The organism is Sphingobacterium sp. UBA7038, from assembly GCF_002494055.1.
In the GTDB taxonomy this organism is placed as follows: Bacteria; Bacteroidota; Bacteroidia; order Sphingobacteriales; family Sphingobacteriaceae; genus Sphingobacterium; species Sphingobacterium multivorum.
The window spans coordinates 148451-173054 of sequence record NZ_DLAV01000013.1 but is presented as its reverse complement, the minus strand read 5'-3'; the positions used below and the strand labels follow the sequence as shown (position 1 = coordinate 173054).

The following is a 24604-nucleotide window of genomic DNA, read 5'->3' as shown; positions in this document are numbered from 1 at the left end:
CCAACTGCTCCACCCCGCAATATATTTTTGAACAAAATTGCTTTTTTCTTTTGAAAAAACAAGATTATGATCCTTCCGAATTGGAGTACAAAGATATATTTTGTTTCTTTGTAATCCTAATAAAATTTAGAAAAATGTCACACAAAGCAGGATTCGTAAGTATCATCGGAAAGCCAAATGCTGGTAAGTCCACCCTAATGAACGCTTTAGTGGGTGAAAAAATGTCTATCATTACACCCAAAGCGCAAACGACAAGACACCGCATTATCGGTATTGTAAACGATGAAGACCATCAAATTGTGTTTTCGGACACCCCTGGTGTCATCAAACCAAACTATTCTTTGCAAGAATCAATGATGAATTTTGTCCAAGGATCGTTGATCGATGCAGACATTATTTTATTTGTGACAGATATCCACGAAAAATACGATGAGAACGATGTCCTGGAGAAATTGCGTAAAACAAATTCCCCTGTTGCCGTGCTTATCAACAAAATTGATAAATCTTCGGAAGAAGAGGTCAAGGCTAAGATTGAATTTTGGCAGGAAAAATTAAATCCAGATACCGTTTTTGCGATTTCAGCAAAATTAAATCATAATGTCGCCGCCGTGATGCACTACATCAAGGACAAGTTACCGATTCACGAAGCCTATTATGAGAAAGATGAGCTAACGGATAAATCCATGCGTTTCTTCGTCTCTGAGATGATCCGTGAAAAAGTATTCAAACTATACGATAAGGAAATCCCCTACAGTACAGAGGTAATCGTCACATCATACAAAGAAGAAGCAAATATCACACGTATTGCTGCCGAAATTATTGTAGAGCGCGACTCTCAAAAAAATATTATCATCGGAAAAGCAGGTGCCATGATCAAAAAAGTCGGTACCTATGCCCGCCAGGATATTGAAGAGTTTATCGATGGAAAAGTATTCCTCGAACTTTTTGTTAAGGTGATTCCTGACTGGAGAAGTAAAAAGAACTACCTTAAACGTTTTGGTTACGATGATTAATTCGCTTTGAAAAGTTCGTACGGAGACCTTTTTTACCGACCTCGACTGCACGAACTATTCTTCTTCTAAATTTTTACGTTGCAAAATATTCACGAAGTGCTTTAATCTGTTTCAGATTAAGCACTTTTTTTAGTTCTTCATCGGAGGCTTCCTTCACTTTTTTTACCGATTTAAACTCAGTTAACACTTTCTCAACCGTTGTTTTTCCAATACCCGGAACATTTTCCAGCTCTGAAACGAAGGTTTTGCGGCTCCGTTGATTTCTGTGGAAGGTGATTCCGAAACGGTGTGCTTCATCCCGGAGATGTTGAATGACCTTGAGGGTTTCAGACTTCTTATCCAGATAAAGTGGATATTGATCACCCGGATAGAATAGCTCCTCCAGTCTTTTGGCAATGCCGATGACCGTGACTTTCCGTTCTATCCCCAACAAGCGCAGACTCTTTAAGGCTGCGCCCAGCTGCCCTTTTCCCCCATCGATAATGATCAATTGCGGCAAAGGCTGATCTTCATCCAATAATCGCCTATAGCGTCTAAAAACAGCCTCCTCCATCGTGGCAAAATCATTGGGCCCCTCCACGGTTTTCACATTAAAATGGCGGTAATCTTTCTTCGAAGGTTTTGCATCCTTAAAGACAACAATAGCCGATACGGGATAATTCCCCTGAATATTCGAATTATCGAAACATTCAATATGTTGCGGGAGCACATTCATGCGCAGATCTTTTTGCATCTGCTTTAAGATGCGCTCCGTCCGAATATCCGGATTAAGCTTTTCATATTGCAACAGACGCTCTTTTCTAAAAAATGCCACATTCTTTTGGGAAAGCTCCAGCAATTTTTTCTTTTCGCCCAACTTCGGAATCGTAAATCGAATCCGTTCGTTCTCTTCAATATCCAATTCAAAAGGTACGATAATTTCCCGCGAGAGGCTTTTGAAGCGCTCCCGAATCTCCGGTATCGCCAAGGCCAAAAGCTCCTGTTCACTCTCGTCCAAACGCCTTTTCATTTCGAGGGTTTGTGTCTGAATAATAACACCATTCATGACTTTCAGGTAATTGACAAAAGCGTAACCCTCGTCTGAAGCAATACTAAATACATCCACATTGGTAATGGATGAGTTGACCACCGTCGACTTGCTCTGGTAATTGTCCAGCTTATCCAACTTCGCCTTCATTAACTGTGCCCTTTCAAAATCCAAAGCCGCTGCTGCTGTCCCAATACTTTCCTTTAAACGATTGGTCACCACAGCAATCTTTCCGTTCAGAATATCCTTGATATCGCTCAGGTTCTGGTCGTAGTCGTCTTCGGACTGGTACCCTTCACAGGGCCCCTTACAATTTCCAATTTGATATTCAAGACAGATCTTAAACTTGCCTTTCCGTATATTTTCCTGTGTGAGGGCCAAATTGCAGGTACGTAGGGGAAACAATTCACGGATCAGATCCAGTACAATATGCATCATCCCCACCGAAGGATAGGGGCCATAATAACGAGACCCATCCTTGATATATTGTCTGGTCCAAAAAACCCGCGGAAAAGGTTCGTTCTTGATGACAATCCATGGATAGGTTTTATCATCCTTCAACAGAACATTATACTTGGGCTTGTGTTTCTTGATTAATGAATTCTCAAGCAACCAAGCATCAATCTCTGTATCAACTATAGTAAAAGATATACGGTTGATCTTGCGAACCAAAACACGGGTTTTGCCATTCAGCTGATTTTCATTCACGAAATACGAACCGACCCGATTACGCAGATCCTTCGCTTTACCGATATAGATCAGCTCACTATTTTTATCAAAATACTGATAGACTCCCGGTCGATGTGGTATCTTTTTTAATTCTTCTCTATAATCAAATACGTCCATTACGTTCCAATATCAAACATGTTCAGCAAAAAGGCCAGACAACAAATCTCGAAAAAATTTATTATCTGGCCCAATGGTATTCGTCAAAATAACTTAGAAACCTAAGCGATCATCTTTTAGTTTAGTCGCATCTTTACCGCTTGAATCAGTAGATCCATCTTCGACATCAGAGCCACCACCGCCCCAATACTGATTACAGTCAATGACACGGGTAAGCCCACCCTGCGGTTGCTCAAAATCGCCCTTGGTATACTTCAGATTTGAATCTTTATATACTTTCTGCATATAGTACGCAAATACAGGCATCGCTGCTGCGGCCCCCTGTCCGTACTCCATCCTGTCGAAACTAATACCTCGATCTTCTGCACCGGTCCAAACCCCTGTAACCAGTTCCGGTGTGATACCGATAAACCAGGCATCTGAGTTATCGTTGGTTGTACCTGTTTTACCACCAATTGGATTGGTGAGCTTATACATCCATTGAATACGTCTCGCCGTACCTTGGGATACCACTTTTTTCAACATATCAACAATAATATAAGCAGATTCACTATTTAAGGCTTTTACGACCTTTGGCGCTTTATCGTAGATCGGTGTACCATTTTTATCTTCAATCCGTAAGATCGCTGTTGGCTCAATCCAAGTTCCTTGATTTACAAATGCCGAATAAGCACCCACCATATCAAAGACCGACGCTTCATAAGCACCTAATGAGATCGATGGATAATTAGGCACATCACTTGTTATACCCATCCGTTTTGTCAATGCAGCTACTTCCGCAGCGCCAACTTCGTGCACCAGATAGGCCGTCGCATAGTTTTGTGAATAAGCCAATGCTTTCGCTAAAGTAATCGGGTTTCCACCTTGTGCATTTCCTCTTGGTGTCCATCCGTTATAAGTTTGTTGGTAATTAGGAATACTGTAACATGGTGAATAACCATTATCAATCGCCACCGCATACGTAAATGGTTTCGCCGTGGATCCGACTTGACGGGTACCCATTTTTACCTGATCATATTTGAAGTGGTCAAAGTCAATACCTCCAACCCAGGCTTTGATATGTCCGGTCTTCGGCTCCATAGACATCATCGCATTCCGCAACATAAGTTTATTATACTTAATGGAGTCCATTGGCGTCATTATCGTATCAACACTTCCCTTCCATGTAAATATATTCATCGGAACCTTGACATTGAAGGCCTTTTTGATCTCGTCTTCATTCAAGCCCTCTTCTTTCAAAATACGGTAACGGTCAGAGCGCTTCATTCCGCTAACGAGCAGCTTGGCTTTATCCCCTTTAAAAGGATCCCTATTTTTCCATTGCGCGGCAAATTTAGACTGCAGTTGCTTCATCCACTCTTTTTGCGAATCCTCGGCATATTGCTGCATCGACATATTGATCGTCGTATAGATTTTCAATCCATCACGATCGAGGTCATAAGGTGTGCCATCCGGTTTGGTGATGGACAATTTTGCAAATTCCTTTTTGATTTCATCCTTTAATACCGCTCTAAAATAGGGCGCCAAACCCTCACCGTAATTTGCAATCTTAAGTTCTAAACCAAGTGGTTTTTCTTTTGCTTTTGTAGCCTCCTCAGCCGAAATAAAATTTGCGGCAACCATATTATTCAACACCGTATTACGGCGTTTCATTGCATTTTGAGGATAACGTACAGGAGAATATACGCCAGGTCCTTTCAGCATCCCCACCAAAAGGGCTGCTTGATCAGCTGTCAATTTATCCGGAGTCGTATTAAAATAAGTCCGCGCTGCAGATTTGATTCCGTAGGTATTGTAAGCACCAAAGTCTACCGTGTTAAAATACATGGTAATAATCTCATCTTTGGTATAATTTCTTTCCAAGCGAACAGCTGTAATCCATTCCTGAAATTTCTGGATGACACGCTTTAGAAAATTCTTTTGCCGTCCATCCGAAAATAGATTAAGTGCCAGCTGCTGTGTAATTGTACTTCCCCCCTGTTTGTTACCGGTCAAGGTGTGAAAGATAACTGTAAATGTACGTGAGTAGTCGATCCCAGAGTGATCATAAAAGCGTTTATCCTCTGTCGAAACCAATGCTTTGACCAAATAAGGTGACAATTCACTATACTTTACATTGGAGCGGTTTTGGACATAATAGGTTCCCAATACCTTATGATCTTCCGTGATAACTTCGGAAGCTAAATTACTTTTGGGGTTTTCCAAATCACTGAAGGAGGGTAATTTTCCAAATACGCCAAGACGTATACTCAATATAAAAAGGAAACCTATCGCGACGATCCCGACGATAATTTTCCAAAAATTGAACGTATACCGTTTGACATCAGCCTCAGTAAGTTGATTTTTTTTTGATACTCGTTTCATCTATTTACTAAATTTCAGACGTAAATATTATTCAATTTAAAGACCGCAATGCAGAGACCATTTTTCCAACCGCAGTTGCATTTTGCAAACTTGGATAGGGCATCATTTTGATCTTTAAAGACTTCAATTAAGACATTAATGCTCACTCTATCAGATAGTGTGCCAAGAATCCCTACTTTGGCAAAGGTATTACTAATTGGGCCAAAAGCAAGAATTTAAACGTGAAAATATTGTGGCGAACTACGCGCGTTCAATCAAGCAAACCGCATAGGCAACCACCCCTTCCTGACGACCGATAAATCCCATTGTTTCATTTGTTGTTGCTTTAATAGAGATGTCATCGATATCCAAACCCGTTGCTTCAGCCAGTTTAACTTTCATTTGTGGAATATAGGGTTTGATCTTAGGAGCTTCGAGACACAGCATCGCATCAATATTGCCAAGCGTATATCCCTTCGCAGCAATCAGCGCCATACATTCTTTTAACAACAATAAGCTACTAATGCCTTTCCAGCGCATATCTGTATTTGGAAAGTGGTAGCCAATATCTTCTAAATTGGCAGCGCCCAAAATGGCATCACATATCGCATGGACCAACACATCGGCATCAGAATGCCCAAAGGCACCAGCATGATGCTCCAATTGCACTCCACCAACAATAAATGGATGACCTTCTTTCATCTGATGGACATCAAATCCAAATCCTACCTTAATTTTCATGACACGAATTATATACAATAAAATACAGCCAATGTATGCTATTTGATAACCTAACCTATGAGGTATAGATCACACCCGATTTATCTTCGCGGAGATCTCCTGGTATGAATAGCTAAAATCATTGACAGATTACTGCGAAGATAACAATTCGCAGCTACATTTACCGCGACAAAAGGTTTCTAGCAGGTAGCGCAACGAAAATCATTGAAATAACGGTTTGACCGGATGAAAAAAGAGACGCATAAAAAAAGGCTATCCTTGAGAATAGCCTTTTTTTATATTATTGTCTGTTTGTTTTTCGAAACGCTTCGAAAAGTAAAGCTTACGCTTCTACTTCTTCGGGCGCAAACTGATCATACACTTCTCCAAAAGCATCGTAGTCCTGATCGCCATTAGGCTCAAAAACCTGAATATCCTTTGAGCGAGCAAAATCAACTATTTCAGTGTTGACATTTTCGTCAGCGACAACCACCATATCGGTAAAATGCAAAGCACCTTTGTAGATCGCCTCATAACTACCATCACCGTACACCTGCGCATCCGCGGCTTTAAAGGAACCTTCTGGCGCCATTTCAGCATACTTTGTACCTAATGTACCTTTAAATTCTTCATTGAACAAAGAGTACATCACTTTTGCATCCTTGAATGTAGGATCGTCTTTATACGTTGTCTTCACGTAAGCCGGTACCAAAGCAGAGAACCATCCATGACAGTGTACTACATCAGGGGACCATCCTAATTTCTTCACAGTTTCCAACGCTCCTTTACAGAAGAACACTGAACGCTCATTATTGTCTGCAAAGAATTCGCCATGCTCATCACTAAAAACTTTTTTACGCTGAAAGTAGTCTTCATTATCCAAGAAATACACCTGCATACGGGCCGCAGGTAATGAAGCAACTTTAATAATTAGCGGATTATCATTATTATCCACAACAATGTTCAAGCCTGAAAGACGAATAACCTCATGTAATCTATTTCTACGCTCATTGATATTCCCAAAACGCGGCATTAAGATCCGGATCTCAAAACCCTTTTCTTGCATCGCTTGCGGAAGTTGACGTGTAATTTCAGAAATTTTAGTTAATTCGAGGAAAGGCGACATCTCGTGAGTAATAAACAATATCTTCGTTTTTGCCATCTCCAGTTATTTTTATTTATTATTTTCGAACAGTAAAATCGGTCTACAAAGGTACGAAAAAAATACTTACTATGCAATTTACTATTAATCATCGTTTTATATTCCCAAAATATTATGCACCTTTGCCAACAAAAAACTAAATAGCAAAGTGGAAATTTTCAAAACGAAAGCATCTCTCCAAGCATACCTGCAAGAAGCCCGATCAACAGGTCAAAAAATCGCCCTAATCCCTACGATGGGCGCTTTACATGAAGGACATTTATCCCTATTAAATTATGCAAAACCGATCAGTGATATTCGTGTTTGCAGCATTTTTGTAAACCCCACACAATTTAACGATCCGAAAGATCTCGAAAAATATCCACGGCCCATTGAAAACGACATCAGATTACTGGAATCCGTTGATTGCGACATTCTTTTCTTACCAAGTGTTGATGAGATGTACCCCGATAAAAATGAGGCCTGGCATCTCGATCTTGGCGAACTGGACCAAATTTGGGAAGGTGAAAGACGCCCCGGCCATTTCCAAGGAGTCACGCAGGTGGTCTATAAATTATTTACATTGGTACAACCGGATATTGCTTGTTTCGGGCAGAAAGATTTTCAGCAGGTCATGGTCATCAAACGCATGATAGCCATGAAGGATCTCGCGATTCAATTGGCGATATGTCCTATCATTAGAGACCAAGACGGCCTAGCACTGAGCTCTAGAAACGCGCGCTTAAGCGACGCTGGAAAAAGAACAGCTTTGGCGCTCTCCCGCTCCCTGCAATATGTAAAAGATCATATACATGACGCTATCCCGCTAGCGGAAATAAAGGACAAAGCCTTGCAGATTTTAACAGACACCGAAGGACTAACCGTTGAATATTTTGCCCTATGTGAGAGTTCGACCTTAAAAGAAGTCAATCACATCGATTTCAGTAAGCAGCATGTCGCACTTGTCGCTGCCTGGGTTGAAGGTGTTCGTTTGATTGATAATATGATTCTGAATAATTTGTCAAATTAATTGACAAATCTTTCAAATTCAGTAGAAAGCCCTACCTTTGCGCCATGGTAATAGAAGTAATGAAATCCAAGATTCACCGCGTTAAAGTCACACAAGCGGAATTGAATTATGTGGGTAGTATCACAATAGATGAAGATTTGATGGATGCCGCAAATATCATCGCTAACGAGAAAGTTCAAATCGTAAACAACAATAATGGAGCCCGTCTTGAAACATACGTCATCCCAGGTCAACGTGGATCAGGTATTATCTGTTTGAATGGTGCTGCGGCTCGCCTGGTTCAAGTTGGCGATATCGTCATCATTATTTCCTACGCGAACATGGACTTTGAAGAAGCTAAGCAGTTTAAACCTTCCGTTGTATTTCCAGACGACAACAATCATCTGATTAAATAATCAGGAAGCAAGTTAAGCTTAGCACATAGAAACTTTATAATTTTTTAATGAGTAGATCACGAATACTCACAAAATAAAATCGTATTTTTGAAGCGTTACCCTAAAAAGTAACGCTTTTTTATGTACCGAAAAACAACAAAATCCCCACGTCAGCTTATCGCATTATGCCAATTGGTATTAATGTCGCTGATTATTATTTCGGGTGTTGTTTTTATGCACAAGGAGGTAAAATCAACCGGTGAGATTGTCATGCACACCCACCCTTATGATTTTACAAAAAAACAAAAGCCGCAAGAAACAGATGACCAGATCGAATACCTCAATGTCATCTATCACAATACCTACGTACAAACCGAATTTACCGTCCTTGAACTTCCTATTCCGCGTGAAGTAAAAGAAGAGCATTATAATTCATTTTGTCCGGAGGCGATCACAACAACGATCGATCATTACCACTTACGTGGTCCCCCCAGCTTAGCATAAACCAAAAATCAAAGATTTCGAGGGCCTGTCCCTAGTTCCATAACGATCAAACGAACTTGGTGCAAACAAGTAAGAGATTACGTATGTGCTAAATCGCTTGGCTCCAGAACGACAGCATGAAATACCGCTATCAATATATCATCTTTGATCCCATTTTTATTTGCCTCTACTTTGAGAGTTGTCCCTGTTACAATAGCGAACTTTCGCTGAATACTGTTACTATGGTTTCAGTGAGCTCATCGGCATACATTACCTTGTCGGAAACAAGCTATTACCCTGCTTCCGATAAGACGCAATGCCTTGAACGCCGTTCATAACGAGGAACAGATCATGTTATACGAGGCCTGTATTTTTAAAATTTTCATAAAATTACGATGCTAAAGCAATACACTTTACTGGCCACATTACTGGTTGGTACATCCACTATATACGCCCAATCAAAACTTGAAGGCTACTTATTCAACAAAAACCATGAGGCGGTTCCCTCTGGTACACTGACTTTAAAAAACAGCAAGCTCGCAACTACATCCGATCCAAACGGGTACTTTAAGCTATCCGCCATACCAACGCAAAAAGTAACCTTAAATATATCGGCAGTGGGCTATCGCTCCTTCAGCAAAGTCATCTCTTTAGACACGTTGAAGTCGCCTTTGCAAATTCAACTGGAAGAAGACAACCTCAATTTGGATGAGGTCGTTGTTTCGGCTACACGCTATGGCGTCAAACGTAAGGACGCCCCCGTGGTTGTCAATGTCATAGGGCCTAAATTATTTAATGCAACACAATCTGTTGCCATGTCGGAAACATTGAATTATCAGCCGGGTGTACGGGTAGAAAACAATTGCCAGAATTGCGGCTTTTCACAAGTCCGCCTGAATGGCCTCGAAGGCCCCTATTCACAAATATTGATCAACAGTAGGGCGGTATTTTCCGCATTAAATAGCGTGTATGGATTGGATCAGATTCCAACAAGTATGATCGATCGTATTGAGGTTGTGCGCAGTGGTGGTTCGGCATTATTTGGTGCCAATGCGATCGCTGGAACAATCAATATTATTACAAAAGATCCTGTAGAAAACGACTGGCAAGTAAAATCCACCAACTCACTCATTGGCGGCAAAAGCTGGGATAATACAGTGGATTTTAATACCTCCACCGTTTCGGAAGACCTCAAAAGAGGAGCCACATTCTACGGTATGCACCGTAATCGGGAAGCTTACGATGCCAATGGCGATGGTTTTTCGGAAATAACCAAACTTCGTAACACCACGTTCGGCACAAAACTATTTTACAAACCGAGTGACCTGGATAAGATAACGGTTGATTTTAGCACCGTAAATGAGTTCCGCCGCGGTGGTGATCAACTCGATAAAGTACCGCACCTGACGCAGATCACCGAGCAGTTGGAAACCAGTTCGCTTGTTGGCGGAATTACATACGATCACTATTCCACAGATTATAAGCAAAAAATGTCGTTGTATGGCTCTGTACAGAAAACTGTTCGCGACAGTTACTATGGCGGTCTTGGAGGCGGAACAACCCTTGCGGACAGCACATTAGCCGCAAATGCCTATGGAAAAACGAATGATATCGCGCTAGTTGCTGGGGGACAATATACCTACAATTTTGAAAGAGATGTATTTACGGCCGGAGTGGAGTTTTCATACAACAATACCCAGGATGAAATACCAGGGTATAAACGAATCATTGATCAGCAGAATAAAGGACTAGGCAGTTATGCCCAATACGAATGGAAGCCTTTAAGCAATTTTAAAACGTTAATCGGAGCGCGATACGATTACACCTATGTTGACGGTAAATATAGTCTCGCAGGTATAAACCGAAACTCAGATCAGCGCTTCGGCACCTTTAGCCCACGGTTGACCATCTTATACGATATCACAAAAGACCTTCAATTTCGAGGAGGCTATGCACGGGGTTTCCGTGCACCACAAGCATTTAATGAGGACATGCACGTCACTTCCATTGGCGGAAACCAAGTATTTGTATTGATCGGTGAAAATCTGAAAACAGAATACTCCAATGCGTATACAGTTTCTTTTAGCTACAATAAAAATTTCGGAAATGTACAAACCAGTTTGCTCGTGGAGGGATTTTACACGGATCTAAATAATCAGTTTGTCAACGTCATGGCGTCTGAAAAAGACGGATTGATTATCCAGGAAATGCAAAATGGTGAAGGGGCCCGGGTGTATGGTTCTAATATTGAAATCAATATCGCGCCATCCTCCTGGTTTTCTATCCAAACCGGCGGGACGATCCAGCGCTCACGCTATAAAAAAGACCAACTCATCTATACAGGAAAAGAAGACGGGCAGGACATCCTCACCAAGAAATATGTCCGTACGCCAAATATCTATGGTTATATGAATAGCAACCTGAAAGCGACCAAACAATTTGCGATCGATCTGACGGGCGTGTACACGGGAAAAATGATTGTTCCACATATCCAACATGATGTAATGACCCTTAAAAATGCCCGGGACTTCGTGGAATTAAATCTCCGCTTAGGGTATACCTTTCCAATACATAAAGATTTCAGCATCGAAATTTTTGGGGGTGTACAAAACATGTTCAATGCTTTTCAGAAGGACTTCGACAAGGGAGCGCTACGTGATTCAGATTATATCTACGGTCCAACACGCCCTCGAACTTTTACATTTGGCCTTCGTGTTGGTCATTTTCATTAAGACAAATTTGGGATATGAAGCATTTCCAAAATATATATGTGCTATTGATCCTATTCTTTTATCCGCTCTGTTCTCAAGGACAGGAGCGGATAAATTGGATTGATTTTGCACAACTGGATTCACTCCTGAATGTTTCTCCGCGCGAAACGCTCCTCTTTATTCATACGGATTGGTGCAGCTATTGCCGGAAAATGGAACAGGAAATCTTTACAAAAAAGGAGATTGTCCAATTAATCAACAAGCGCTACTACGCCGTTCATTTAGATGCAGAATCTATCCAAGACATTTCTTTTGACCAAAGTATATGGAGGCCCTTAAGCAAAAGAAAGAAAACAGGACAATACCATCCTTTAGCTTTGCAATTGCTACAAGGAAGAAAAATGATCTTCCCAACTCTACTACGTTTTGACAGCGAATTTCGCCTAAAAAGTATACAGCAAAAATACCTGAACTCAAAGGAGTTATCGGTTTTTTTAGAATAATTTAACATTTACTTGTAGCGAACGCCATCATTCCTGCGTTTTGGATTTTATAATTAATACACACTTTAAGAAATTATGAAAAATATCACGAAATTTTTAATGGCGTTTTTGTGTCTGGGAACGATCTTCGCATCTTGTAGTAAAAGCGATGGCATTGACTGGGCAGCTGAACAAGAAAAACAAAGATTAGAAATGATCCGAATTGATTCTACAAGAAAAGCTCAGGCTCCCTTACTTGAACAATATGCCAAAACACATTTTCAAAATCCGGTTAAATCCGATTCTTCCGGAATTTGGTATGAAGTTCTTGCTGTAGGTCAATCAGATTCTTATGATTATAAAAATGGCTACCCATCAATCAGTGTAAATTACACTGGTCAACTTACGGATCAAAATGGAACTGTTTTTAGTAAAAGCAAAGAAGGTACTCCAGCTAATTTTTCCAATTTACTATTGGCAATTAGACAGAATTTTGGAATATGCTGGTATTATGCATTTGTGCCACAAACACTTAATCAAAATGGCCAAGATGCTAAATTAGGTGGCTTGCTACCAAAAGGACTACAAAAAGGTTCTAAGATTCGATTTGTGTCATCTTCGGTATTCGCATATGATAATCAAGAATATAAAGGTACAGAAAATGTAACTGTCCCTAAAAACTCTCCGGTTGTATATACTATTGAAGTAACAGATATTGCTAGAGCTACTTCCAACTAAGAAATAAAAACAATGCATTCATCGAAGCCGTTCTCCTAGTGAGAATGGCTTTTTTGTAAGTACACGTTCAGAAGTGTAAATTAATGTATCAAAATGTTAATTGTTATAGCGAAAACCTTTAACGAAGAAAAAATAATATACATTTGCAAAGCTACTTTCATAAAGAAAATAGCTTTTCCTTGAAAAACCAATAAAAAATATAATGAAAAAACTGTTATCACCACTATTCATGGGAATTGCAGCAATCGCTTTCCTTATTATCAGCTGTAACAAAAGCGACGATGCGCCGGTTTATGATGCGAATGCACAATTTAAAACGGATTCTGTAACACTTAAAAATTACGTTAGCCAAAATTACCCTGATGCGCAATACAACAGCGAAACAGGAATTTGGTATGAAATTCTTGCCGAAGGAACAGGGAACTATGAATATAAAGTGGTTGACACATTAAATGGCAAATACTTAAAATTTAAACCGACTGTAAAATACGTTGGAAAATTATTGAGTGGAAGTGTATTTGATCAAATTGATACTGCCAAAGAATTTGAAATCATCACAAACACAGGCTATCAATATCCATTTTACAGCACCATTATTCCTGCTTGGACCTTCGCATTTGCTCCGCAAAAAATCGGTGACATGAAATTAGGTGGCTTAACGGAAAAAGGTCTACAAAAGGGCAGTAAAATTCACATCATGGCACCTTCCCTTTATGGATACCAAAACCAGGCTGTGGGAACTATTCCGGCAAACTCGCCATTGGATTTTGTGATTGAAGTAACGGATATCAAATAATTATCGCTTCTCTTGAAGCAATAAAGCATAAAAGCTCCTAAAATGACATCATTTTAGGAGCTTTTTAGTTCAATGAGGTTTTCAACAATTAATTTGTTTATTGTACGATAGTTTTATATGCTAGCAAAATTATCCAAAACTTAAAAGTAAGATAGATCTTAAAACTGATATATTTTCATATCAACCTATACCTAATAACAATTTTCAATAGCTTTTTAAACAGTGATCAGTCATTGATCATTCAGTCTACACTGAGCAATCACTGAACAAGCACTGAACAATCACTGAATAAGCACTGAATAAGCACTGTCAAAAGAGTTAATTTGATCACTATCTGATCCTAATTTGCCGCTAAAAAATAAAAAAGTAGAAGCTATACTTACGTAACAAAAAGATCGCTGTTGTGCGACAATAGTATGATCCATAAACAATACCTTAAATTAATTAAACAAAGAAGGAAATTGAAACACGACTTGAAACAGGTGTATAGAAAAAATAAAAGCTCGAAGTGGGGAACTCCGAGCTTTACCTAACCAATTATTAACCTAAATTATGAAAAGTTCTTTATATATTATTTTTAAATATCTTTCGTTTCTTTTGATATATCAAAGGTACTACAGATCTGCTTTCATGTCAAGAAATTTAACAGCATTTAACGTTGTTAAAATTATGTTAAAACAATTTAGCACATTCAATACCGTCCCGCGTTGTAAAAAACATACATCTAAAACGATAGCAGCTCAACAGATAGGCTCACCATGGACTCACTGTGCATTCATTCCACTTACAGGCCATAGCTGGTAATACGATGTTCTTCAATTGATCGGAAGATAATTTAGCGCTTTTATTCGACCAAGGGCGGTCTGAGTATCAAAAAAAAGAAATAAATTTGTGAGAAGATCCGACATCAATTGGTATCTTATTTAGTTAGACGATTAATAGCATATGAAAATAGCTTTAGCACAATTGAATTACCATATCGGTAATTTTGAAGCAAATACTAAAAAAATAATTAGCGCGATCCAACAGGCCAAAGAAGCAACGGCCGATCTTATTATTTTCGCCGAACTCGCAATTGGTGGTTATCCTGCCAAGGATCTTTTGCGGAGTAAGGCCTTTAAACGTCAATGCGATGAAGCTATTCATCAAATCGCTGCTCATTGTCAGGATATCGCCTGTATCATCGGAGCCCCAGTCAAAAACAGTGATCCTGAGGGCAAAGAGCTTTATAATACCGCTGTATTTATTGAGCATGGGGCAGTCCGAAACATTGTTAAAAAAGGCCTTTTGCCCGATTACGATGTATTTGATGAATATCGTTATTTTGAACCCAGCAGACGTTTTGATTGTATCGAGTTGAAAGGCGTAAAAATCGCCTTAACCATATGTGAAGATTTGTGGGATGATGACGAAGGGGGCAACTCTTACGTTGGTGACCCCATGGCAGAGCTGAGAAAAGAAAATCCAGACCTCCTCATCAATATTGCGGCATCCCCTTTTTCCTATACCCATTTTGATGAACGGATCAAGGTCCTCAGCCAACAGGTAAAAAAGTCTGGCAGACCGCTAATTTATGTCAATCAAATTGGTGCTCACATGGATATTATCTTTGACGGCCGCTCAATCGCCCTGAATAATGAAGGAACAAAAATTGCTGAGCTAAAAAGCTTTGAAGAAGATCTTCAATTTGTCACCTACCATCAACAAAATATAACCTCCACCACAGCATCTTCGAAAGAGTCTATAGCTGAGATGGCTCTTATACATGATGCATTGATCCTTGGGCTACGTGATTATTTTCAAAAATCTGGTTTCAAGAAGGCGGTTTTAGGTTTGTCCGGTGGGCTAGATTCGGCCTTAGTTGCTGCTTTGGCCTGCGAGGCTCTGGGTGCCGATAATGTATTAGCCATACTGATGCCATCGGTCTACTCTTCCGACCATTCGATAAAAGATGCGATGGATCTTGTCAACAATACCGGTTGCAAACATTATATCGTTCCGATCAAAGATATTGCCAATGCCTTCGAACATAGTTTAGCTCCTCTTTTTGAAGGGCTGCAGCCAGATACGACTGAAGAGAATATTCAAGCGCGCGCACGTGCGGTAATTCTGATGGCCGCTTCCAATAAATTCGGCAATATTTTACTCAATACATCCAACAAAAGTGAGGCTGCTGTAGGATATGGTACACTCTATGGTGATATGGCAGGTTCCATCTCTGTAATCGGTGATGTTTACAAATCCAAAGCCTATGATTTAGCGCGCTATATCAATCGAGAAAGGGAGATCATTCCAGTCAATACCATTGAAAAAGCGCCTTCTGCGGAACTTCGGCCAGATCAAAAAGATTCGGACTCGCTGCCGGAATACGATCTATTGGATCAAATCCTCTTTGAACTCATCGAAAATGAGAAAGCGGGATCTGAGGTTGTAGCAATGGGCTTTGAAAAATCGTTAGTAGAAAGGGTATGTAAATTGGTTAATAATGCGGAATTCAAACGTTTTCAAGCTCCTCCCATCCTGCGTATTAGTCCAAAAGCTTTTGGTCCAGGAAGGCAGATTCCGTTGGTGGCAAAATATCCCTATTAATTTTACAATTCGGATTAAACCATATTTATAGTTTTTTGTCTAAAGTAATAGATTGTAAAATCAAAAAGGATGGCAGCATCCCAGACGATAAAAAAACAATTGCCATGAAGACCGTCAACTGTACTATTTTTTACAATTGAAAGGTATGCGGATAAAGAATAAGAACAAATTAGTTAAATAAATATAAGTTCCATATAGGCCATGAACCATCATGAGTGTGGTTGTCCAATGCAGCGACAGAATACTCATGGTAGATTCATCACAGTTGATAAATAAATTACTACGATGAAAAAGATTCTATTATTTTTGGTGCTTTGCGTTGCACTCGCATCATGTTCGTCTTATCAATACAATACCACTAGGGTAGAAAAGATGGATTTTACTCCTTTCAAGACGTATGCTTGGTTACCTCCGGTAGACTCGCTTTCGAAGTCTTATTTTGACAACGATATCGCCAAAGCTAATATCATGGATGCTGCGAATACTGCGCTGGAGGCAAAGGGCCTACAATATTCTAAAGATAATCCTGATTTACTATTTCGGTATATTACCATTGTCAACAATAAAAGCCGTTTGGTCTATGGCGGCGGCGGTTATTACGGATGGGGTGGCCCCTGGGGCTGGTACCGTCCATGGTTTTCACCATATTACTATGGCGGCGGTTATTACCCAGTTGCAAAAGAACGCTATCGTTATGGCCATTTGATTATCGAAGCCATCGATCGTAAAACAAACGCAGTGATCTGGCAGGCACGTGGTTCTGGCGATGTTGACAATCCAGAAAAAGCAATTAATAACATCAGCAAGGTTGCAAAAGGTGTTATTGATTTGTTCCCTGTGAAGACGTTAAAGAAATAAGAGATATTCTTATTTTAAAAAAGGCTGATTTACAAAATAAATCAGCCTTTTTAGTGAACTAAAATTATTAGATAGCATCAGTGCCCTCCCTGCCCTCCCTGCGCTCCCACAGCAAAAATATAAGCTGATTTACCATCTTTCCTCGGCAAATTTTGATTACTTTTAATTATTAATTACCGACAATTCATTGAAAAAATATTTGCTATTCTTAGATACGGAAACATCTGGTTTACCGAAAAAGTGGAACAAGAGTTACATGGACGGTGATAATTGGCCCCACATCTTGCAACTGGCTTGGATCATTTATGACGAAGAGCAACATGAAGTTAAACGAACCAATAAATATATTTATGAGCCGTTAATACCAATCAGTCCTGCATCCGAACAGATTCATGGATTGACACCACCTTTTCTAATGAAATATGGTGAGAAGAAAAAAGACGTATTACGGAAATTCAGTCATGACATCAAAAAATATAAGCCGCAGTTAATCGGCCATTTTCTATCATTCGACCTGCAGGTATTAGCAGCCGAATTCTATCGATCCAACTTGGCTATTCCATTTCATAACTTAGCATATTTTTGCACCTTGTTGCATAGCAAAAAATACGTTCGGAATCCGAATATGGTACATCTTCCACTTTCATCGCTACATGAAACGCTATTTTCGAGTCCAGCGACCGAAATGCATAATGCAGAAAAAGATGCCGAGATTACCGCTAAATGTTATTTTGAAATGATTCGAAAAGTTGAATTATCCGAGCAGGACATACAAAATCAGCAAGCTGAATTCGAAAACATCTGTTAATGTAACTTCCATGAAAAACCCCGACGCTATACCACGCCTACTGAAATCGACTCAGCCATTTCAAATTCTGCCCGAAACCCTACAATTGAGTATCGTCGACAGATTCAATGAACATCGTTTTTCCAAAGATACCTTAGTTTATCGGCAGAACATTACGGATATGGATGGTGTTGATTTAATCCTCGAAGGTGAATATGAAACGTTCTTTCTGGATGTTTCCGATAATAAACGATTGGTCGAAATACACCATAAGCCGTATTGTTTTGGTGGAATATCAGTCTTATTAAACCGAACAAAAGCACTCAAGTCTGTTATTGCGAAAAAAGGTACAATTATTTATCGTTTACCCCGAAAAGACTTTATTGAGTTGTGTAATGCGAATGAAGAGTTTTTCCATTTTTTCACCAATTCCTTTGGAAAAAGAATGTTAGATGAGGAGTTTTCTCATTTTGTGAAGTCGCCAGCTTCCTTTGAGGAAAGCTACTTTGCGGCAGACCAACTCTATTCGCGCAAAATTGAGCATATTACCTATAAAGATATCGTATCCTGTACACCCGATACCCCCATCTTTGAGGCTGCACAGACCATGGCGAAACACAAGGTAAGCTGCATATTTATTAAAAAGGAGGAGCAGATTCTCGGCTATGCAACCGATATTACCTTAAGAGACAATGTCGTGGCCCAGCAGATTCCGGCAACACAATCTATCGCGCAGGTTATGGATAACCCCATTGTCAGTATTTCCGATCAGGCCTATCTTTACGAGGCGGTACTGATGATGTTCCGCACGAAATCGAGGTATCTCCTTGTCGAGAAGGCGGGCAATTATATCGGTTTCCTTAGTCGAAATCGGCTATTGAGTGAACAGGGGCAGTCTCCGCTCGTATTCATTCAATCGGTTAAACTCGCCGAAACGCTGGATGAGTTGCGTGAAAAATGGAATAATGTTCCCGAGATTATTCACCAATTGCTCGGTAGGGGTGTAAATGCCGAGATTGCGAACCAGGTCATCACGACCGTTGCCGACAGTATTGCCCTTAAAGTAATTGAAAAAGTGATCGGGGAAATGGGCGAGCCACCCGCCAAATTTGTGTTTATGGTAACGGGCAGCGAAGGAAGGAAAGAACAAACGCTAATGACCGACCAAGATAACGCCATTATTTATGAAGATAAAGCAAACGAACAACGGGAGCTCGTACGCGCGTATTTCCTCAATTTTGCCAGTCGCGTGTCGGATCATCTCAATACCATCGGTTTTAGCTACTGTACCGGTGGATATATGGCCAGTAATCCCGAATGGACACATTCGCTGTCGCATTGGAAGAAAAATTACAAGAAATGGATTGAAGAGAGCATCCCCGAGAATGCGATTAAATTTTCGACCTTCTTCGACTGTAGGCGATTATATGGTGACCAGGGCATTATTGATCAACTCAAAGAATTTCTCAATATTGAGCTACAAAAACCCAACGAGCGTTTTTTTACGTTCATTGCAAAGAATGCGCTGCAATATGAACCGCCGCTCACATTTTTCAAGGCAATAAAAACGCAAACAATAGGTTCTTCTGAAGTCTTCAATATCAAGAAAGCGATGACACCCATTGTTGACTTAGTCCGGGTTTACGCACTGCAAAACAGAATTTATGAAGAAAATACCGGTGGTAGGTTGAAACAGCTCCTTGAATTGGGCATCTTCACACAAGAACAGTACGAGGAATTAAATCAATCCTATTATTACCTGATGTCGATCCGTTTAAAAAATCAGGCCAACCAGATCCGTATCGCTAAACTGGCGCCCAACAATTATGTACCTATCGATAGCTTAACCAATATCGAAAAGGCGACAATTAAAGAGATCTTCAAAACAATCCATAATTTTCAACTCGGTATTAAGCTGAAATTCACTAGCAATTTATTTGGTTAAGTACCTTATTGCCATATAAAGGCAATAAGGTACGAAGATCAGCGCTAACGCGCTTCTATTTTTTTGGGAAAGACAAATCAAACTGCCAATGCTTTGCTAATCGCTGCAACTCTTGCTTTGTTATTGGGATGACAGCACCATGTTTGGGCGAAGTGAAATTAGTAGATTTCATTTTACCTGCATTAAAGTGTCCCAGATCAACAAAATTTTTAAAATCTGTGGTTTCACTGAAGCCAAAATTATGTGGTGATATCCCATAGATATCATACATTAACACCCATTTTTCTTCCCCTATCCTTTTCCACACATTCGGAGCTTCACAGGCTTCTGGCTCAGGGTCATAGAAACGATCATCATACTGATAGGGTCCATTCGGGTGGTCTGAAACAGCTTGCTAATGCCTGGAACACCATCATGGGCAACATAAAAAAGATGGTATTTATTCCCCACCTTCGGCATATCGCCATCGATATAATTTTTATTTGATTTGGGGTATTGAAACAAAAGCTGTGGTTCTGATTCAAATGCTGTGAACTCCTTATTTAAGTAGGCATAGTAGAGCTGATTCAGTCCATTGCCAAACCGCATCGTAAAATAGATCATCATTTTACCATTCCGATCATCATAGATGAGTTCGGGAGCCCAAAAGGCGCCAACATTTTCCCAGCCTTAAAGGCTTTCTCCAAGTAGAGCTCCGTATGGGTCCATTGAATTAAATCAGCCGATTTCATTAAGACAATACCGCGGTTGTTACCCCATCCAAATGCGACTCCGTCGCGCTCCCATTCCGTATTTCTATACCCTTGCTTTTGTCCGTAGATATGTAGATCCGTCATGACCATTTAAAAATAACCATCTTTTCCACGCATGATATAGGGATCGCGAATACCTTTCTGCTGTGCAATGCTATCACCAGCAATGGTCGGTTTTCCTTTATTGATATCGGTGAAAGAATAGCCATCCTGACTGACAGCAACATACAGACCATGGCTTTCATCCTTAAAATAAACCATGAGGTAAGCAGCCAGATCCGATTCCTTCACCTGTGCAAACAAGTTATGCACAAATAGCATCAGGGTTGTAAAAATGAGTATGCGGATATTCATCTTATTTTACGGTCAATTTTATCAAGGTCAAGGAGTAAGGTTCAAATGTTTCAACAATTGTCTTCCCCTTATAAGTTATTGTATTTTGCTTTGGACGGATATTCAATGGTTCCTCGATACTGTTACTCTGGTTTAAGTTGGCGTTGGCCAAGGTGATTTTCTCTGCTGTCGCAGCAGGCTTTTTCTTCGAATTTATGGCAAGGTTCACTTTCATCGGCTTACTATTGTAATTGACGACTTTCACGATAAGCTGTTGCGCAACGGCATCAAATACTGCAGAAGCATATAGGCTATCTTTGCCCGCTACGAATTCACCATCCCGTTTGATCGGAACAATACTTGTCCCTTTATTGGTCGCATATAATTTTTGCACGTGGTAGCTCGGTGTTCCATATACCTGCAAGTTATCCACCCAAATTAAATCAGGTGACCACTGCCAGCCTTCGACATGACCGAATAATGGCGCGTAAGATGCCATTTCCACTACGTCGCCATTTCGTTCCAGGCCCGTCATGAAAGCGGCTTCCGAGAGGGCCGCCTCCCAGGTACTTTTGCCAGGACCGTTTGGTCGTGTGGTATGCGAAGCGTATTCCCCTGCGAAGATTTTCACCCCATTTCTAGGGTAATTATCATAACGATTGGCGCTCGACAGAAACCAGGATGGTGGGCGGTAATAATGTTCATCAATGATATCGATATTCATCGCCCGCAGTTTATCATCTAAGAAGTCAAAACGATCTCCTTCGGGATCGGTACCCGAACTGGCGATAATTTTGATCTCCGGATGTTTCTCGTTTAACGCTTTCTTGAAGACGGTTAACCGCTCGATATATTGCGGGCCCCAATTTTCATTTCCAACGCCCAACATGCTGAGGTGGAAAGGCTCAGGATGCCCCATATCCGCTCGTAATTTTCCCCATTTTGTAGCTGTTGTGCCGTTAGCAAATTCAATCAGATCCAAAGCGTCTTGAACATATGTATCTAACTCATCTAAGGGTACCACTTCACCGGTATTAAATTGGCAGGCCATACCGCAATTGAGAATTGGCACCGGAGATGCGCCAATATCTTCCGCCAGCAAAAAGTATTCATAAAATCCTAAACCGAAGGTCTGAAAATAATCAGGTGTCAGACGATGGCTAAACTCGGTATTCCAGCGGTTGATAATCAATTCCCTTTCCGTTATTGGTCCAACCGTTTTTTTCCATTGAAACCGATTGGCCAAATCTCTCCCTTCAACAATACAGCCGCCAGGAAAACGGATAAAGCCGGGTTTCATATCGGCAAGCATCTGAACCATATCTTTACGTAAACCCTTCGGTCTACCTTTCCAGGTGTCTACTGGAAATAACGAAAGCATATCGACGTCTAACGTACCTGTCCCTGTAAACCACACATTTAATTTGGCTTTATCTGTCGTTTGGTTGGCAGGAAATTTGACTGCAGCTTCAGACCATGATCCGACGGATTCAAGCGGAAGTTCAGCTGTTCCAATAACTTTATTCTGTTGATCGAGCAGTTCAACATGGATTTTCATTCCTTTAGCTGCACTTTGGTATTGTACTGAGAACTCATATGCTGCACCCGCTTTCACTCCCATTCCTCTAAAGCCTTCATTTTGTAGACCTAATTTCAGGTTAGCTGCACTATGTATCCTTAAATAACGTTTGTTCCCTTTACGTTTGCCATCGTTTAGTAGCAGGTAGCTTCCCTCAGGACCATTTTCGAGCTTTTTCCAGCCCATCCAAGGCTGATCAAACTCAAATGATCTATTCTTTACCAATTCTGCATAGATTCCCCCATCGGCACCAAGATTGATATCTTCAAAAAAGACGCCCCACATATGCGGCGATATGTTGCCTGTAGGTTTATCCAACGCAACATTTAATGTTATCGGTGACTGCGCCAATGCTGAAGAGCCCAAGCTCGCTAACAGTAACAGTGTTGACAGTACTCTTTTCATCCCTATATTTATTTTTTCAACAATAATTTATTATTTCAGGTTTTACACCAGCTTTAACAGCACAAATAGGGTAACACGACATGACAACCCTATCAAAATTAGCTGTTATATTAATTCCAATACAATAACTGAAAATGCAGGAATGTCCACTTCAATTGTACCATTTACAACCTTTGCCTTATTGTACACAACAGGTGCAATTGTTGCGGGTTTCTTAAAGGAATTATAATCGCGTAGGTTGTCCGCGGTAAGTATTCGACCTGTTACTTTTCCAGCTTTCACCGAACCCAAATCTACCTTTACCTTATTATTCTTTTTCGGATCAATATTTACTAAGGAGATATGTGTACGACCTTGCTGATCTTGAGAGGCTGAAACCGACACGGCCGGAATTTTTTCTTGGTTAAATTCAAAATCCGTTGATTGAAGGGAAATAGGAATTAACTTGGCATCCTGATGTACCTTATACATTTCCATCACATGATAAGTCGGCGTCAAAATCATATTCTTTCCTTCTGTCAGGATAACAGCTTGCAATACATTCACGGCTTGGGCAAGATTGGCCATCTTCACCCGGCGAGCATGATTGTTAAAGATATTGAGTGTCATTCCTGCAATCATGGCATCACGCATGGTATTTTGTTGGTAGAGAAAGCCCGGATTCGTGCCAGGTTCTACCGCATACCAGCCGCCCCATTCGTCTACGATCAGATCCACCAGTCCTTTCGGATCATATTTGTCCATGATGGCGATATTCTTTTCCACGAGCTCATTCATAAACCAAGCTGATTTCATGGTTTTAAAATACTCCTCCTCCGAATATTGCGTTGCAGAGCCCTTGTCGTCCCAGTTGATCACGGCATAGTGATGAAGTCCCATGCCTTTCATCAAACCACTTGGAATTTTCTTCATCAAAGTCTCCGTCCAATTATAATCGGCACTATTGGCTCCCGAGGCGATTCGATACAAACCGCTTCCATTGGTCCAGTCCGACATAAACGTGGCGTATTTGCGGTAGATGTCTGTATAGTAATCGGCAGTCATATTTCCGCCACAGCCCCAGGCTTCATTTCCTACGCCCCAGAATTTCACCTTCCAAGGCTCTTGCCGACCATTTTTTCGTCGCCAATCCGACATGGGGCTCTCGCCTTTAAAATTCACATATTGAACCCAGTCGGCAAGTTCCTGCACCTCACCGCTCCCCACATTTCCCGCCAGATAAGGCTCTGCACCCAACAATTCACACATATTGAGAAAATCGTGTGTACCAAAAGAGTTATCCTCTGTCACGCCGCCCCACCAATTGTTTACGATAGCAGGACGCTGGGCTTTGGGGCCAACGCCATCCTTCCAATGATACGTATCGGCAAAACATCCTCCTGGCCAACGCAAATTGGGAATATTCAACTTCTTAAGAGCTTCGATGATATCTTTCCGGACGCCGTCAGCATGGGGAATCGAATCATTTTTCTCACCGACATAAAATCCATCATAAATACAGCGTCCCAAATGTTCGGCAAAATGTCCATAGATATGTCGACTTATAATCTGCTCCTGCTGTGGTGTTTCCAATCTTACACTACTCTGTCCATACAGTAATCCAGTGGCCAGCGTAAAAACAACGCCTAATTTTAATCTTAGCTTCATCATAT

At 40.6% G+C, this 24604-nt stretch carries 22 protein-coding genes; 12 read left to right on the top strand and 10 right to left on the bottom strand.

All coding sequences use genetic code 11. The annotated features are described in order from the left end of the window. The first annotated feature begins 134 nt into the window (after positions 1-134). Positions 135-1013, top strand: coding sequence for a GTPase Era (era, locus tag B3H30_RS07780; protein WP_070570335.1), 879 nt, complete (start codon positions 135-137; stop codon positions 1011-1013). Positions 1014-1086: 73 nt separating this feature from the next. Here the strand turns inward: era and uvrC are convergent, their stop codons facing one another. The 4 genes from uvrC to B3H30_RS07760 all read right to left on the bottom strand — a co-directional run bounded on the left by uvrC (position 1087) and on the right by B3H30_RS07760 (position 7111). Next, positions 1087-2886, bottom strand: coding sequence for an excinuclease ABC subunit UvrC (gene uvrC, locus B3H30_RS07775; RefSeq protein ID WP_115046553.1), 1800 nt, complete (start codon positions 2884-2886; stop codon positions 1087-1089). A 93-nt stretch (positions 2887-2979) separates the two neighbouring features. Next, a complete protein-coding gene (locus B3H30_RS07770) occupies positions 2980-5250 on the bottom strand; it encodes a penicillin-binding protein 1A (protein WP_286775149.1) in 2271 nt (756 codons plus the stop codon). A 240-nt stretch (positions 5251-5490) separates the two neighbouring features. Next, on the bottom strand, positions 5491-5970 hold the full coding sequence (gene ispF / locus B3H30_RS07765) for a 2-C-methyl-D-erythritol 2,4-cyclodiphosphate synthase (RefSeq protein WP_070570337.1): 480 nt from the start codon (positions 5968-5970) through the stop codon (positions 5491-5493). 322 nt (positions 5971-6292) lie between these two features. Next, positions 6293-7111, bottom strand: coding sequence for a glycogen/starch synthase (locus tag B3H30_RS07760; RefSeq protein WP_070570107.1), 819 nt, complete (start codon positions 7109-7111; stop codon positions 6293-6295). A gap of 148 nt (positions 7112-7259) precedes the next feature. Here B3H30_RS07760 and panC point away from each other — a divergent pair, with 148 nt between their 5' ends. The 11 genes from panC (at position 7260) to B3H30_RS07705 (ending at position 19883) form a co-directional block, all read left to right on the top strand. Beyond that, the gene (panC, locus tag B3H30_RS07755; RefSeq protein WP_201640076.1) at positions 7260-8120 is read left to right on the top strand and encodes a pantoate--beta-alanine ligase; all 861 of its coding nucleotides are present in this window, start codon (positions 7260-7262) and stop codon (positions 8118-8120) included. A 44-nt stretch (positions 8121-8164) separates the two neighbouring features. After that, positions 8165-8515: an aspartate 1-decarboxylase gene (gene panD / locus B3H30_RS07750; protein WP_070570112.1), complete on the top strand. Its 351-nt coding sequence runs from the start codon at positions 8165-8167 to the stop codon at positions 8513-8515. 120 nt (positions 8516-8635) lie between these two features. Next, positions 8636-8998, top strand: a complete 363-nt coding sequence (locus tag B3H30_RS07745) for a hypothetical protein (protein WP_070570114.1) — start codon at positions 8636-8638, stop codon at positions 8996-8998. A gap of 374 nt (positions 8999-9372) precedes the next feature. Next, positions 9373-11709, top strand: coding sequence for a TonB-dependent receptor (locus tag B3H30_RS07740; protein WP_070570116.1), 2337 nt, complete (start codon positions 9373-9375; stop codon positions 11707-11709). 14 nt (positions 11710-11723) lie between these two features. Further along, complete coding sequence (locus B3H30_RS07735; RefSeq protein WP_070570118.1) at positions 11724-12191, top strand: thioredoxin family protein; 468 nt, start codon at positions 11724-11726, stop codon at positions 12189-12191. A gap of 75 nt (positions 12192-12266) precedes the next feature. Further along, a complete protein-coding gene (locus tag B3H30_RS07730; RefSeq protein ID WP_070570120.1) occupies positions 12267-12908 on the top strand; it encodes an FKBP-type peptidyl-prolyl cis-trans isomerase in 642 nt (213 codons plus the stop codon). 202 nt (positions 12909-13110) lie between these two features. Continuing rightward, a complete protein-coding gene (locus B3H30_RS07725) occupies positions 13111-13704 on the top strand; it encodes an FKBP-type peptidyl-prolyl cis-trans isomerase (RefSeq protein ID WP_083296122.1) in 594 nt (197 codons plus the stop codon). A 945-nt stretch (positions 13705-14649) separates the two neighbouring features. Next, positions 14650-16293, top strand: coding sequence for an NAD+ synthase (locus tag B3H30_RS07720; RefSeq protein ID WP_070570123.1), 1644 nt, complete (start codon positions 14650-14652; stop codon positions 16291-16293). A 285-nt stretch (positions 16294-16578) separates the two neighbouring features. Continuing rightward, the gene (locus tag B3H30_RS07715) at positions 16579-17151 is read left to right on the top strand and encodes a DUF4136 domain-containing protein (protein ID WP_286775150.1); all 573 of its coding nucleotides are present in this window, start codon (positions 16579-16581) and stop codon (positions 17149-17151) included. Positions 17152-17338: 187 nt separating this feature from the next. Beyond that, positions 17339-17959, top strand: a complete 621-nt coding sequence (locus B3H30_RS07710) for a 3'-5' exonuclease (protein WP_070570127.1) — start codon at positions 17339-17341, stop codon at positions 17957-17959. A gap of 10 nt (positions 17960-17969) precedes the next feature. Beyond that, positions 17970-19883, top strand: coding sequence for a DUF294 nucleotidyltransferase-like domain-containing protein (locus tag B3H30_RS07705; RefSeq protein ID WP_070570129.1), 1914 nt, complete (start codon positions 17970-17972; stop codon positions 19881-19883). A gap of 55 nt (positions 19884-19938) precedes the next feature. Here B3H30_RS07705 and B3H30_RS07700 read toward each other — a convergent pair whose 3' ends face one another. The 6 genes from B3H30_RS07700 to B3H30_RS07675 form a co-directional block, all read right to left on the bottom strand. Then, on the bottom strand, positions 19939-20154 hold the full coding sequence (locus tag B3H30_RS07700; protein WP_286833851.1) for a hypothetical protein: 216 nt from the start codon (positions 20152-20154) through the stop codon (positions 19939-19941). Between the two features lie 20 nt (positions 20155-20174). Further along, positions 20175-20489 carry a hypothetical protein gene (locus B3H30_RS07695; protein ID WP_286833849.1) on the bottom strand — a complete coding sequence of 105 codons (315 nt, stop codon included), beginning with the start codon at positions 20487-20489 and terminating at the stop codon, positions 20175-20177. Beyond that, on the bottom strand, positions 20486-20719 hold the full coding sequence (locus tag B3H30_RS07690) for a hypothetical protein (protein WP_147281984.1): 234 nt from the start codon (positions 20717-20719) through the stop codon (positions 20486-20488). Before B3H30_RS07690 ends, B3H30_RS07695 begins: the two co-directional genes overlap by 4 nt. A 6-nt stretch (positions 20720-20725) precedes the next feature. Next, positions 20726-20989 carry a hypothetical protein gene (locus B3H30_RS07685; protein ID WP_070570132.1) on the bottom strand — a complete coding sequence of 88 codons (264 nt, stop codon included), beginning with the start codon at positions 20987-20989 and terminating at the stop codon, positions 20726-20728. Position 20990: 1 nt separating this feature from the next. After that, the gene (locus tag B3H30_RS07680) at positions 20991-22952 is read right to left on the bottom strand and encodes an alpha-L-arabinofuranosidase C-terminal domain-containing protein (protein ID WP_115046533.1); all 1962 of its coding nucleotides are present in this window, start codon (positions 22950-22952) and stop codon (positions 20991-20993) included. Positions 22953-23057: 105 nt separating this feature from the next. Beyond that, positions 23058-24602 carry an alpha-N-arabinofuranosidase gene (locus tag B3H30_RS07675; protein WP_236560294.1) on the bottom strand — a complete coding sequence of 515 codons (1545 nt, stop codon included), beginning with the start codon at positions 24600-24602 and terminating at the stop codon, positions 23058-23060. Positions 24603-24604 lie beyond the last annotated feature (2 nt).